General features: G+C 73.8%; 12 protein-coding genes and 1 rRNA gene. 3 read left to right on the top strand and 10 right to left on the bottom strand.

Going from position 1 to position 12,770, the window contains the following annotated elements:
* Nucleotides 1-825: 825 nt before the first annotated feature.
* From recN to ACWEK3_RS31525, 4 genes are all read right to left on the bottom strand, one after another.
* A complete protein-coding gene (gene recN, locus ACWEK3_RS31540; RefSeq protein ID WP_450542299.1) occupies nt 826-2,577 on the bottom strand; it encodes a DNA repair protein RecN in 1,752 nt (583 codons plus the stop codon).
* 82 nt (nt 2,578-2,659) lie between these two features.
* On the bottom strand, nt 2,660-3,565 hold the full coding sequence (locus ACWEK3_RS31535; protein WP_450542300.1) for an NAD kinase: 906 nt from the start codon (nt 3,563-3,565) through the stop codon (nt 2,660-2,662).
* Complete coding sequence (locus tag ACWEK3_RS31530) at nt 3,562-4,377, bottom strand: TlyA family RNA methyltransferase (protein WP_390876373.1); 816 nt, start codon at nt 4,375-4,377, stop codon at nt 3,562-3,564. Before ACWEK3_RS31530 ends, ACWEK3_RS31535 begins: the two co-directional genes overlap by 4 nt.
* Nucleotides 4,378-4,384: 7 nt before the next feature.
* A complete protein-coding gene (locus tag ACWEK3_RS31525; RefSeq protein ID WP_376549102.1) occupies nt 4,385-4,720 on the bottom strand; it encodes a hypothetical protein in 336 nt (111 codons plus the stop codon).
* A gap of 42 nt (nt 4,721-4,762) precedes the next feature.
* Here ACWEK3_RS31525 and ACWEK3_RS31520 point away from each other — a divergent pair, with 42 nt between their 5' ends.
* A complete protein-coding gene (locus tag ACWEK3_RS31520) occupies nt 4,763-5,110 on the top strand; it encodes an SCP2 sterol-binding domain-containing protein (protein WP_450542303.1) in 348 nt (115 codons plus the stop codon).
* On the opposite strand, the gene ACWEK3_RS31515 is transcribed toward ACWEK3_RS31520, so the two are convergent.
* From ACWEK3_RS31515 to ACWEK3_RS31500, 4 genes are read right to left on the bottom strand one after another with little or no spacing between them, the layout of a single operon-like run.
* Complete coding sequence (locus ACWEK3_RS31515; protein WP_453251156.1) at nt 5,094-5,978, bottom strand: ABC transporter ATP-binding protein; 885 nt, start codon at nt 5,976-5,978, stop codon at nt 5,094-5,096. The two genes, ACWEK3_RS31520 and ACWEK3_RS31515, sit on opposite strands and share 17 nt — an antisense overlap.
* Nucleotides 5,975-7,030: a FecCD family ABC transporter permease gene (locus ACWEK3_RS31510; RefSeq protein WP_450542307.1), complete on the bottom strand. Its 1,056-nt coding sequence runs from the start codon at nt 7,028-7,030 to the stop codon at nt 5,975-5,977. The genes ACWEK3_RS31515 and ACWEK3_RS31510 overlap by 4 nt, the downstream gene beginning before the upstream one ends.
* Nucleotides 7,027-8,070, bottom strand: coding sequence for a FecCD family ABC transporter permease (locus ACWEK3_RS31505; protein ID WP_453251155.1), 1,044 nt, complete (start codon nt 8,068-8,070; stop codon nt 7,027-7,029). The genes ACWEK3_RS31510 and ACWEK3_RS31505 overlap by 4 nt, the downstream gene beginning before the upstream one ends.
* Before the next feature lie 58 nt (nt 8,071-8,128).
* The gene (locus ACWEK3_RS31500) at nt 8,129-9,154 is read right to left on the bottom strand and encodes an HAD-IIA family hydrolase (RefSeq protein ID WP_450542311.1); all 1,026 of its coding nucleotides are present in this window, start codon (nt 9,152-9,154) and stop codon (nt 8,129-8,131) included.
* Between the two features lie 73 nt (nt 9,155-9,227).
* Between ACWEK3_RS31500 and ACWEK3_RS31495 the strand changes: the two genes are divergently transcribed.
* Nucleotides 9,228-10,520 carry a DUF1015 domain-containing protein gene (locus ACWEK3_RS31495; protein ID WP_450542313.1) on the top strand — a complete coding sequence of 431 codons (1,293 nt, stop codon included), beginning with the start codon at nt 9,228-9,230 and terminating at the stop codon, nt 10,518-10,520.
* An 85-nt stretch (nt 10,521-10,605) separates the two neighbouring features.
* Here the strand turns inward: ACWEK3_RS31495 and ACWEK3_RS31490 are convergent, their stop codons facing one another.
* Nucleotides 10,606-11,391, bottom strand: coding sequence for a hypothetical protein (locus ACWEK3_RS31490; protein WP_450542317.1), 786 nt, complete (start codon nt 11,389-11,391; stop codon nt 10,606-10,608).
* 300 nt (nt 11,392-11,691) lie between these two features.
* On the opposite strand from ACWEK3_RS31490, the gene ACWEK3_RS31485 reads away from it, so the two are divergent.
* Nucleotides 11,692-12,597: a hypothetical protein gene (locus ACWEK3_RS31485; RefSeq protein ID WP_453251171.1), complete on the top strand. Its 906-nt coding sequence runs from the start codon at nt 11,692-11,694 to the stop codon at nt 12,595-12,597.
* A gap of 80 nt (nt 12,598-12,677) precedes the next feature.
* On the opposite strand, the gene rrf is transcribed toward ACWEK3_RS31485, so the two are convergent.
* A 5S ribosomal RNA gene (gene rrf, locus ACWEK3_RS31480) occupies nt 12,678-12,770 on the bottom strand; the annotation flags it as partial.

The raw sequence follows: 12,770 nt of genomic DNA, 5'->3' as shown, positions 1-12,770 counted from the left end.
AGTGAAACCGGCGCGTCGGTGCCGCCCTCGGCGCGTTCACTTTCTCCCCGCGCGCGGCAGCGGCGGCCACCGCGAGGGCGTGCGCGACCAGTCCGCCGCGCCCGTCGCACGCGACGGCGCCACGCCCAGGGCGTGCGCCCCCGTACCACCGCTCACCACCCGCTCCCCGAGCGCCCCGGGCAGTACCGCCGCGGCAACTCCCCCGGCAGCGACCGGTCCACCGCACGGCAGCGCGAACACCGCGCCGGCCAACCGACCGGGCCGCACGTCCGGGAGGCCGACGAGGCACGCGGCCCCCGGCGATCACCACTCCGTCCGGCAGCCATTCCTTCAGCCTCGCCCCGGCGGCGGGGATCCGCGGCAGCTCGGCCGTCCCGCGGGTGACTTCACCGCACCGCAGGACGGCAAGACACGCCCGGAAGCCGCGCCACGAGCCACCGGCGTGGTCGTGGACCCCGCAACTCCCAACAACCCGCCAAGCCACCTCGGGCCGCACACGGCCAGCCCCGGCCACGGCCGTCGCGGCCGTCGCCGTCACGGCATACACAGCCGCCGCCGACCCAGCGCACGCGGCCGGCACCGCCGGGCCCGCCGCGGACCGCACCCGACCGACCCCGGCCGCGGCCGTCGCGGCCGTCGCGGCCGTCGCGGCCGTCGCCGGTCCGGTGTGCCGCCCGATGGGTCGTCCCTCGTGGTGCCTGAGGCCCCAGCAATCGCGTCCGGCCGGCGGTGCGGCGGGGAGGACGGTGGCGGGTCGGGTGGGAGTGGGTGGATGTGTGCGCGGGGTGGCGGCACGGGAGATCATTTCGCCACCCTACGCACTTTCTAGACGTCCGCCCGGGCCGCGGCGAGCAGTTCCTCGGCGTGCGCCCGGGCCGTCTGCGAGTCCTCCTGGCCGGCCAGCATCCGGGACAGCTCTCGGACGCGGTCCTCGCCCTCGAGCACCTTCACACCCGACCGGGTCACCGAGCCGTCGTTGGTCTTCTCCACCAGCAACTGCCGGTCGGCGAAGGCGGCGACCTGGGGCAGGTGGGTGACGACGACGACCTGGGCGCTCTTCGCCAGGCGGGCCAGGCGCCGCCCGATCTCCACGGCCGCCTTGCCGCCGACGCCCGCGTCGACCTCGTCGAACAGATACGTCGGCACCGGATCCGTCCCGGCGAAGACGACCTCGACGGCCAGCATCACGCGCGACAGCTCACCGCCGGAGGCGCCCTTGGCGATCGGCCGGGGCGGCGCCCCGGGGTGCGGGGCGAGGAGTAGTTCGACCTCGTCGGCGCCGGCCGGCCCGCAGGCGACGGTACGGCCACCGACCTCGACGCCCTCGGGGTCCTCGGTCTGCCGGATGTCGAACGACACGCGCGCGTGCGGCATGGCCAGGGAGGCCAGCTCGGCCGTCACGGCGGCGGCGAACCGCTCCGCGGCCTCCGAGCGGGCGTCCGTCAGCGCCTGGGCCAGACCGCCCAGTTCGGTGCGCAGCGCGTCCCGCTCGGCGGTCAGCTCCCCGGTCCGCTCGTCGTCGCCGTCCAGCTCCGTGAGGCGCGCGGCACTCCGCTCAGCCCAGGCGAGCACGGCGGCGACGCCCTTCTCGTACTCGCCGTACTTGCGGGTCAGCGCGCCGAGCGCGGCCCGCCGCTCCTCCACCGCCGCCAGCCGCAGCGGATCGGCGTCCAGGTCGTCGGCGTACCCCGCCAGCTCCCCGGCCACGTCGCCGAGCAGGATGCCGATCTCGCCGATGCGGTCGGCGAGATCGGCCAGCGCCGGATCGTGCGACCGCACGGCCTCCAGGGCCCGCTGGGCGCCCGCGACGAGCGTGGCCGCGTCGATGCCCTCGGGGTCCTCCGGATTGCCCGCGAGAGCGGCGTGCGCGGCCGTCGCGGCGGCGGACAGCGCCTCGGCGTGGCCGAGCCGCTCCGCCTCCTCGGCCAGCTCGGTGTCCTCCCCGGCCCGCGGTTCGACCCCGGCGATCTCGTCAAGGCCGTAGCGCAGCATGTCGGCCTCCTGGGCCCGCTCACGCGCGCGCGTGGTGATCTCGTCCAGCTCCGCGGTCACGACGCGGAGCCGGCGGTAGGCCTCGGCGTACTTGGCGAGCGGCACGGCGACGGCGTCGCCCGCGTACCGGTCGAGCGCCTGCCGCTGCCGGGACAGCTTGAGCAGCCCCTGCTGGTCGGTCTGCCCGTGCACGGCCACCAGTTCGTCGGCGAGTTCGGCGAGCAGCCCCACCGGCACGCTCCGCCCGCCCAGGTGCGCCCGGGAGCGGCCCTCGGCTGAGAGGGTACGGCTGATCAGCAGCGCCCCGTCGTCGAGCTCGGCACCGGCCTCCTCGGCCCGTACGGCGGCGGAGGCGTCCGCGGGTACGGTGACCCGCCCCTCCACGACCGCCTTCCCGGCGCCGATCCGCACCAACGCCGGATCCGCGCGTCCGCCCAGCAGCAGTCCCAGACTGGTGACCACCATGGTCTTGCCCGCCCCGGTCTCACCGGTGACGGCGGTGAACCCCGGCGACAGCTCGACGACCGCGTCGTCAATCACTCCGAGTGACCGTATCCGCATCTCCTCCAACACGACCACGACCATACGAGGTTTTGGTCGCGTCGTGCGACGCCGCCCCACCCATAGAGGGGGCACGCCCGTCCCCCCGTGTCCCGGGACGGCCGTCCTAGTGCGGCGCCCCGCGCCACCCCGAGACCGGCAGCGCGAACTTGGCGACCAGGCGGTCCGTGAACGACGCGTGGTGCAGGCGGGCCAGCCGGACCGGTACCGCTCCGCGGCGCACCTCCACGCGCGCGCCGGGCGGCAGTTCGACCGTGCGCCGCCCGTCGCACCACAGCACGCCCGGCGGGACGTGCGGCAGCACCTCGACGGCCAGCACGGAGTCGGGCGACGTCACCAGGGGCTTGGCGAACAGCGCGTGCGCGGAGATCGGCACCATCAGCAGCGCCTCGACCTCCGGCCACACCACGGGCCCGCCGGCGGAGAAGGCGTACGCGGTGGACCCGGTGGGGGTGGCGCAGACGATGCCGTCGCAGCCGAACCCGGTCACCGGGCGCCCGTCGATCTCGAGCACGATCTCCAGCATCCGCTCGGCGGACACCTTCTGCACGGCCGCCTCGTTCAGCGCCCAGTCGGTGTGCACGATGTCCCCGTTGCGGTGCACGACCACGTCGACGGTCATGCGCTCCTCGACCTCGTAGGCCTTGCTGACCACCCGGTCGACGACCTTGTCCAGGTCGTCCCGCTCGGCCTCGGCGAGGAACCCGACCCGCCCGAGGTTGACCCCGAGCATCGGCACGCCCGAGGCGCGGGCGAACTCCGCGCCGCGCAGCAGCGTGCCGTCACCGCCCAGCACGATGAGCAGCTCGCACCCGTCGAGACACTGCGGGGTGGCCTCCCTGACGAGCTCCACCTCGTCCGGCAGCGGCAGGTCGCATGCCTCCGCCTCCAGGACGCGTACGCCGATGCCTGACAGCAGCAGCCCTTTGACCACGAGCTCGGCACTGCGGATGGCGGCCGGCCGCCCGGTGTGGGCCAGCAGGAAAACGGTTCGAGCTTGGGTCTGTGTCAACGCGGCCCCTCCGCCACTGCACGGTCAACATCGGCCGGGTCCAGGGCGGGCGCCCCGGCACGCAGCCACAGAAAGTATTCGACGTTCCCGGAGGGCCCGGGCAGTGGACTGGCGGTGACGCCTTCGGCCCCCAGCCCCAGTTCCCACGCCTTCCCGGCCACGGTCCGCACGGCCTCCGCCCGCAGCTCCGGACTCCGTACGACACCCCCGCTGCCCAGCCGTTCCTTCCCCACCTCGAACTGCGGCTTGACCATCATCACCAGGTCGGCGTCCGGCTTCGCGCACCGCACGAGGGCGGGCAGCACCAGGCCGAGCGGGATGAAGGACAGGTCCCCCACGACAAGATCCACAGGCTCCCCATCGATCGCTTCGAGCGTCAACTCGCGTACGTTCGTACGGTCCTTGACGGTGACGCGTTCATCGCTCTGCAAAGACCAGGCGAGTTGTCCGTATCCGACGTCGACGGCGACGACGTGTGCGGCGCCCGCGCGCAGCAGCACGTCGGTGAAGCCTCCGGTGGACGCGCCGGCGTCCAGTGCCCGCCGCCCCTCGACGACCAGCCCGCGCGGTACGAAGGCCTCCAGCGCGCCGGCCAGCTTGTGCCCGCCCCGGGAGACGTAGTCGGGGTCGCTGTCGTCGGAGGCGACGACGATGGCGGCGGCGGTCTCCACCTGGGTGGCGGACTTGGTCGCGACGGTCTTGCCGACGGTGACCCGCCCGGCGGCGATCAGCTGGCCGGCGTGCTCGCGCGAGCGTGCGAGCTTCCGGCGGACCAGCTCCGCGTCGAGACGGCGGCGTGCGACTCCTGCCACGTTCGGTTCAGCTCCTGTGTCGGTACGGCGGTGACTGCGCGGGGGGCGCCGGAGGTGCCGGACGGGCGTCGAGCGCGGTGAGCGCGTCGCGCAGCCCCCCGTGTACATCCTCGTACACCTCGAGGTGTCCGTCCGTGGCGAGGTGGTCGGCGTCGCCGAGCCGTTCCAGGGCCGCGTCGACGCGGGCGTCGCCGGTGGGGGTGCGGGGCACGAGCAGCGGGGCGGGGGCGGCGGGGTCGTGCCCGCCGGTCGCGTCGGCCGCCTCGCCGCCGGGCGGTGGAGCCTCCCCCTCGGGGTCCGCCGCCTCCTCCCGGACCTCCGTCCCGGTCACAGAGTCGCTCATGCCCAGACGCTACCGCGAAGCCCTGGGGTAACGTCGGTGGTGATGGCAACGATCGAGGAGTGCCGCAGCGCACTCGAAAGACTCTCCGACACCATGGCGACAGCGGAAGGGGACGTCCGCGAGGCGGCGGCCCTGGACCGCTCGGTGAGCTGCCACATCAAGGATCTGGACGTCACCTTCCTGGGCCGCCTCGTCGGCGGCCGGATAGAGGTACGGGACACCGTTCAGGGCCCGCCGCCTACAAAGGCCGAGATCCGGCTCGCCATGACCGGCGACGACCTGCTCGCGATGGTCGGCGGGGAGCTGGCGTTCGCCAAGGCCTGGGGATCGGGGCGGGTGAAGCTCCAGGCGAGCCTGTTCGACCTGATGCGGCTCACGAAGCTTCTGTAGCGGCCAGGCCGGCGACCGCGCCGTGGGCCGCCACACGCGCGCGGGCCGCGCGCGCCGCCGGCACCACCAGCGGCGTGCCGGTCTCCGGGTCCTCGATGACCTGGCAGCGCAGCCCGAACACCTCCTCCACGAGTTCGGCGGTGACGATGTCGTTCGGCGCGCCCTGGGCGATGACCCGGCCGCCGCGCAGGGCGACGAGGTGGGTGGCGTAGCGGGCGGCGTGGTTGAGGTCGTGCAGCACGGCGACGAGGGTGCGCCCCTGCTCCTCGTGCAGTTCGGCGCACAGGTCGAGGACGTCGATCTGGTGCTGGATGTCCAGGTACGTCGTCGGCTCGTCGAGCAGCAGCAGCGGCGTCTGCTGGGCCAGCGCCATGGCGATCCACACGCGCTGCCGCTGGCCGCCCGACAGCTCGTCGACGTACCGCTCGGCGAGCGGGGCGACGCCGGTCCGCTCCATGGACTCGCGCACGACCCGCTCGTCCTCGGCGGACCACTGGCGCAGGATCCCCTGGTGCGGGTAGCGGCCGCGGCCCACGAGGTCGGCGACGGTGATCCCGTCGGGCGCGATCGAGGACTGCGGCAGCAGGCCGAGCGTCCGGGCGACCTTCTTGGCAGGCATCGACTGGATCACCTGCCCGTCGAGGAGCACCCGGCCCCGGCTGGGCCTGAGCATCCGCGACAGCGCCCGCAGCAGGGTGGACTTGCCGCACGCGTTGGGGCCGACGATCACCGTGAAGGAGTTGTCGGGTATCTCCACCGACAGCTGCTCGGCGATGACGCGCTGGTCGTAGGCGAGGGTGACGTTGTCGGCGGACAGGCGGTTCACGCTGCTCCTTCGGTTGCTCACTGCGTTGCTGCGGGCGCTCATATCCGCCCGGCCCTGCGCTCGGTGACCAGCAGCCACAGCAGGTAGACCCCGCCGAGCACGCCGGTGACCACGCCGACCGGCAGCTGGTCGGCGCCGAAGGCCCGTTGCGCGGCCAGGTCGGCGGTGACCAGCAGGGCGGCGCCCATGCACAGGGAAGGCACCAGGTTGGGGCCCGGGGAGCAGGTCAGGCGCCGGGCCAGCTGCGGCGCGGTCAGGGCCACGAAGCTCACGGGGCCGGCGGCCGCGGTGGCGGCGGCGACCAGCAGGACGGCACAGCCCATCAGCAGGAGCCGTACGCGTTCGACGCGCACCCCGAGGGCGTGGGAGACGTCGTCGCCCATCTCCAGCATCCGCAGGGCGCGCGCGTTGGCGAGGACGACCGGGAGCACCACGGCGCACAGCACGGCCAGCGGTCCGACCTGGGTCCAGTCGCGCCCGTTCAGCGAACCGGTCATCCAGACCACCGCTCGGGCCGCGTCCACGAAGTCGGCCTTGGTGATCAGGTAGCCGTTGACGGCGGTGACCACCGCGGAGACGCCGATACCGACCAGGACGAGCCGGTACCCGTGCACGCCCCGCTTCCAGGCCAGCAGATAGATGGCCGTACCGGTGACCAGGCCGCCCACGAGCGCGCCGAGGGTGACCGCGGTGGCGCTGCCCGAGAACAGGACGATGACGGTGAGGGCGCCGGCGGCCGAGCCCTGGGAGAGGCCGAGCACGTCCGGGCTGCCCAGCGGATTGCGGGAGACGGACTGGAACAGCGCGCCGCCGACGCCGAGGCAGCCGCCGACCAGGAGCCCGACGAGGACGCGCGGCAGCCGCAGTTCGCGGACGACGAACTCCTGCCCCTGTCCGCCCTGGCCGACGAGCGTCCTGAGCACGTCGGAGGCCGGGATCGGGAAGTCACCGGTGCCGATCAGCACGACGCTCGCCGTGAGCGCGGCCAGCACCAGCAGGGCGACGACCACGCAGGTGCGGACGTCGAGGCGCAGGGACAGCCCGCCGGGGGTGCGCAGGGCCCGTACGGGGCGGGGGGCGCGGGTGGTCTTCACAGCTGGGCCGTCCTCCGCCGCCGTACGAGCAGGATGAACACGGGGCCGCCGATGATCGCGGTGACGACCCCGACCTGGAGCTCGGCGGGCCGGGCGACGATCCGTCCCGCGACGTCGGCGCCGAGCAGCAGCACGGGGGACAGGACCGTGGCGTAGGGCAGGATCCAGCGCAGATCGGGTCCGGTGAAGGAGCGCACGACGTGCGGGACCATCAGCCCGATGAAGACGATCGGCCCGCAGGCGGCGGTCGCGGCCCCGCACAGCACGGTCGCGGCGAGCATGGCGAGCGCCCGGGTGCGGTTCAGGTCGGCGCCGAGGGCGCGGGCGGTGTCGTCGCCCATGGCCATGGCGTTGAGCGGCCGGGCCAGCAGCAGGGCGACGACCGTGCCGACCGCGAAGAACGGGAGCACCTGGATGACGGTCGCCGTCGTGGCGGAGGCGAGCGAACCCACGGTCCAGAACCGCATCCTGCCCAGCGCCGCCCCGTCCATGATCATCACGGCCTGGACGTAGCCGTACAGCGCGGCGCCGATCGCGGTGCCGGCGAGCGCGAGGCGCACGGGCGTGGCGCCCCGGCTGCCGCCGAGGAACCACACCAGGGCGCCCACGGCCGCGGCGCCGAGGAAGGCGAACCAGACGTAGCCGCTCAGGCTGGTCACGCCCAGGAAGGTGATGGCGGTGACGACGGCGGCGGACGCGCCGGCGTTGATGCCGAGGATGCCCGGATCGGCGAGCGGGTTGCGGGTCAGCGCCTGGAGCACGGCCCCGGCCAGCCCGAGCGCCGATCCGGCGAGCAGTCCGAGGACGGTACGGGACAGCCGCTCGCCGACCACGACGTCGCCGTACGTCCCCGAGTCCTGGAACAGGCCGTGCCAGACCTGAGCCAGGGACAGCTCCTTCGCTCCGATCGCGAGGCTCGCCAGGGCGACGAGCAGCAGTACCGCGACGGAGGCGAGAAGCCCAACGGCCCGCGCGCCTCGACGGGTTGGGGGCGCGGCGGCGGCCGCCGCGCGCTCTTCTGGGGGACTGTCGACCAACACGAGGTTAGGTTAGCCTACCCTCTCCACTGACTCGACGGTTCCCGGCGCCTCACCCGATTCAGAGCCCCAGTCGCGCCAGCGCCTTCCCCCCGTCCAGCTCGCACGCGTCCTCGCCGCCCGCCGTCCAGGCCGCCGCGCACAGCGCGCGCAGCCCGTCCAGCGCCTCCCCCTCGCCGTTCAGCTCAAGACCGGTGTCCGCCGTCGCCGTCCATCCGCCGCACCGGAAACCGTCACCCTCCCGAGTGATTTCCGGCTGCCCGGTGAGCAGCCCCCGCAGATCCGCGTCGACATACGTCGGCCGGTGCCGAGGGGGCGCGGCGAGCAGCTTCGCGCCGTCGGTCACCCCGGTCAGGACGAGCAGCGAGTCGACCCCGCCGTTGAACGCGCCCTCGATGTCGGTGTCCAGCCGGTCCCCGACCACCAGCGGCCGCTCCGCACCGGTGCGCAGGATCGTCTCGCGGTGCATGGGCGGCAGCGGCTTGCCCGCCACCTGCGGCTCCGCGCCCGTGGCGATCCGGACGACCTCGACCGCCGCGCCGTTGCCCGGCGCGATCCCGCGTGCGCCCGGAATCGTCAGATCGGTGTTGGAGGCGAACCAGGGCACGCCGCGCGCGATGGCGTAGCACGCCTCCGCGAAACGCCCCCACGCCAGCTCCGGACCGCCGTAACCCTGCACCACCGCGGCCGGGCCGTCGTCAGCCGACTCGACCGGCTCCAGCCCGCGCTCGCGCAGCGCCGTACGCAGCCCCTCACCGCCGATCACCAGTACGCGCGCGCCCGGCGGCACCTGGTCCGCGATCAGCCGGGCCACCGCCTGCGCGGAGGTGACCACATCGGCCGCCTCCGCCCGTATGCCCAGCTCGGTGAGGTGTGCCGCCACCGCGGCCGGGGTGCGCAGGGCGTTGTTGGTGACGTACGCCAGGTGCATCCCGCCCGCGCGGGCGGTGCCCAGCGAGTCGACCGCGTGCGCGATCGCGTGGCCGCCCGCGTAGACCACTCCATCCAGGTCGAGCAGGGCCGTGTCGTACGCCTCGCTCAGGGCCTGTGCACTGCCTTCGGGCCTCGTCCTGACGCCCTGGGTCATTCCGCATCTCTCCTCATGAAACCCGTTTTCCCCCGATCATCCCCCACGCCACTGACACACGTACGATGCCGGGATGAACACAGCAGGTCCCCCACCGGCGACACCGCGCCCGGGCCTCGAACTCACCCCGTTCCGCGGGCTGCGCTACGACCCCGACCGGGTCGGCAGCCTGGCCGCCGTGACGTCCCCGCCGTACGACGTCGTCGTGCGGCCGGACGGCCTGCACCACCTCCAGTCGGCCGATCCGTACAACATCGTCCGGCTGATTCTGCCGCAGGCCGAAACGCCCAGCGCCCGCAACAAACAGGCGGCGGAGACCCTGCGCCGCTGGCTCTCCGAGGGCGTCCTGGCCGCCGACCCGGAACCGGCCCTGTACGTCTACGAGCAGCGCGACGGCGACGGCATGCTGCAACGCGGACTGATCGGCGCGCTGCGCGTGTCGGAGCCGGCGGAGGGCGTGGTGCTGCCGCACGAGGACGTCATGCCGCACGTGGTCGCGGACCGCGCCGCCCTGATGCGCGCGACCAGCGCCAATCTCGAACCGCTGCTGCTCACCTACCGCGGCGACGGCTCGACCGCCGCCACCACCATGATCATCGAACGCGTCGCCGAGCGGCCGCCACTGCTGTCGACGACCACCGAGGACGGCTTCGGCCACCGCCTGTGGGCGGTCACCGACCCCGACGACCTCGCGCGCGTGCAGGGGGACCTGGCCCGGCACCAGGCCCTGATCGCCGACGGCCATCACCGCTGGGCGACCTACCGTCGGCTGCGCGCGGAACACCCCTCCCCCAGCGCCTGGGACTACGGTCTGGTCCTCCTCGTCGACACGGCCCGCTACCCGCTCCGCGTACGCGCCATCCACCGCCTGCTGCACGGCCTGCCGGTCGCCGACGCGCTGTCCGCCCTGGAGGGCCTGTTCCGCGTACGGCATCTGGACCTGCCCCTGACGGACGCGCTGGAGGCACTCGCGGACGCGGCCTGCGAGGGCAACGCCTTCCTGTTCGCCGGCGACGGCAGCTTCCATCTCGTGGACCGCCCGGACCCGGCCCTGCTGGCCCGTACGATCCCGGCGGAGCACCCCGCCGCCTGGCGCACCCTCGACGCGACCGTCCTGCACGCCACGCTCCTCGAGCACGTCTGGCACATCCCCGAGGACTCCCCGGCCCACATCGCCTACATCCACGACACGGTCGCCACCGTGGAGAAGGCCGAACGCGACGGCGGTACGGCCGTCCTGATGCACCCGGTCCGCGAGGAGGTCGTCCGCGACCTGGCCCGCCAGGGTGTCACGATGCCCCGCAAGTCGACGTCGTTCGGCCCCAAGCCGGCGTCGGGACTGGTGCTGAGGGCACTGGACCTCTGAAACGACGAAGGGCGGGCCCCGGTGACCGGGGCCCGCCCTCTGTCTGTGACGGTCGGCGTGACGGCCTGACGGCCTGTGGTGTCCGTCAGTCCTTGTCGGCCGGGTCGGCGTTGCCGCTCTCGCCGGTCACGCCGTTGTCTGCGTTCTCGTCGGTCTCTGCGTTCTCGTCGGTCTCGTCGTCCGCGCCGCCCTCGTCGAGCGCGTCGGTGAACTCCACACCGTCCAGCTCGGCCAGCCGGTCCGAGGCGTCGGTGCTGCCGTCCCGGTCGGCCTCGACGGCCTTGGCGAACCACTCCCGCGCCTCGGAGTCCCGGCCGGCGGCGAGCAGCGCGTCGGCGTAGGCGTACCGCAGGCGCGCGGTCCACGGCTGGACCGAGCCGGAGGCCAGTTCGGGGCTCTGCAGCGTCACGATGGCCGCGTCCAGCTGACCCATGTCCCGCCGGGCGCCGGCCGCGACGAGCCGCATCTCCACCTGCCCGGCCTTGTCGAGCTTGTGCACCTCCGGCGCCCCGGCCATGTCCAGCGCCTTCTCCGGCCGTCCGAGACCGCGCTCGCAGTCGGCCATGACGGGCCACAGGTCCACGTTCCCGGTCATCCGCCGGGCGGCCCGGAACTCGGCGAGCGCCTCGCTGTACTTCTGGCTCGCGTACGCGGCGAACCCGGCCGCCTCTCGCACGGCCGCGACACGGGACGCCAGGCGCAGGGCCACCCTGGAGTAGCCGTAGGCGCCCTCGGGGTCCTCATCGATGAGCCGGGCGACCATCACCAGGTTCTTGGCGACGTCCTCGGCGAGCGTCTTGGGCAGGCTCTGCAGCTCCTGTCGCACGTCCTTGTCGATCTCCTCGCCCGTGACGTCCTCCGGGATCGGCAGCCGCTTGATCGGCTCACGGTCCCGGTCACGGTCCCGGTCACGGTCGTCGCGGAAACGCCCGCCGCCGCGCCGGTCGTCACGGCCGCCCCGGAACCCACCCGGGCGTACGCCCCGGTCGTCCCGACGCGGGCCGCGCCCACCACGGTCGTCACGGCCACGGAAGCCACCGCGGTCACCGCGGTCACCGCGGTCGAAGTCACGGCGGTCGTCGCGACGGTCGCCGCGGTCGAAGTCGCGGCGGTCATCACGGCGGTCACTGCGCTCGAAGTCCCGGCGGTCGTCACGGCGGTCGTCCCTCCGGTGGTCCCGGCGGTCGTCACGGCGGTCGCTGCGCTCGAAATCGCGGCGGCCGTCACGGCGCTCGCCGCGGTCGAAGTCGCGGCGCTCGTCCCTCCGCTCGTCACGGCGGTCATCGCGGCGGTCATCGCGGCGGTCGTCACGGCGGTAGGTGGGGCGGTCGCCCTCACGGCGGAAGCCGCGGTCACGGTCGTCGCGACGGCCGAAGCCCCCGCGGTCACCATCCCGCCGGTCGTCACGGCGGTCGTCACGGCGGAAGCCGCCACGATCCCCGCGCTCGCCCCGCTCGGGCCGATCGCCACGCCCGGGCCTGTCGTCACGACGGAAACCACCACGGTCGTCAGGCCGGCCGAAACCACCACGGTCGTCGTCACGACGGAAGCCTCGGCGGTCATCACGGCGCTCGCCCCGGTCGTCACGGCGGTCGCCGCGGTCGAAGTCCCGACGCGCGTCGCGACGGTCACCGCGGTCGAAGTCGCGGCGCTCGTCCCTCCGGTCGTCACGGCGGTCATCGCGGCGGTCGTCACGGCGGTAGGTGGGGCGGTCGCCCTCACGGCGGAAGCCGCGGTCACGGTCGTCGCGACGGCCGAAGCCCCCGCGGTCACCATCCCGCCGGTCGTCACGGCGGTCGTCACGGCGGAAGCCGCCACGATCCCCGCGCTCGCCCCGCTCGGGCCGATCGCCACGCCCGGGCCTGTCGTCACGACGGAAACCACCACGGTCGTCACGACGGCCGAAACCACCACGGTCGTCGTCACGACGGAAGCCTCGGCGGTCATCACGGCGCTCGCCCCGGTCGTCACGGCGCGGTCCTCCGCGGAACCCGCCACGGTCACCGCGGTCACCACCGTCCCGGCGGCGCTGATCGCGCTCCGGGCGCTCATCGGGAGAGTTGGCGGACATCGGTGACTCCTGTCTTCTGTACGGGAAATGCGAAAAGGACCCCTGGTCCCAGCTGAACGCTGGTGACCAGGGGTCCTCCAAAGATTGTTCGGCGGCGTCCTACTCTCCCACAGGGTCCCCCCTGCAGTACCATCGGCGCTGTAAGGCTTAGCTTCCGGGTTCGGAATGTAACCGGGCGT

The organism is Streptomyces sp. NPDC004721, assembly GCF_053601495.1.
This window is presented reverse-complemented; position numbering and strand designations above follow the sequence as displayed.

Coding starts and splice junctions, on each gene's coding strand:
- recN (WP_450542299.1), bottom strand. CDS start 2,577: ATGGTCGTGGTCGTGTTGGAGGAGATGCGGATACGGTCACTCGGAGTG.
- ACWEK3_RS31525 (WP_376549102.1), bottom strand. CDS start 4,720: ATGAGCGACTCTGTGACCGGGACGGAGGTCCGGGAGGAGGCGGCGGAC.
- ACWEK3_RS31520 (WP_450542303.1), top strand. CDS start 4,763: ATGGCAACGATCGAGGAGTGCCGCAGCGCACTCGAAAGACTCTCCGAC.
- ACWEK3_RS31515 (WP_453251156.1), bottom strand. CDS start 5,978: ATGAGCGCCCGCAGCAACGCAGTGAGCAACCGAAGGAGCAGCGTGAAC.
- ACWEK3_RS31500 (WP_450542311.1), bottom strand. CDS start 9,154: ATGACCCAGGGCGTCAGGACGAGGCCCGAAGGCAGTGCACAGGCCCTG.
- ACWEK3_RS31495 (WP_450542313.1), top strand. CDS start 9,228: ATGAACACAGCAGGTCCCCCACCGGCGACACCGCGCCCGGGCCTCGAA.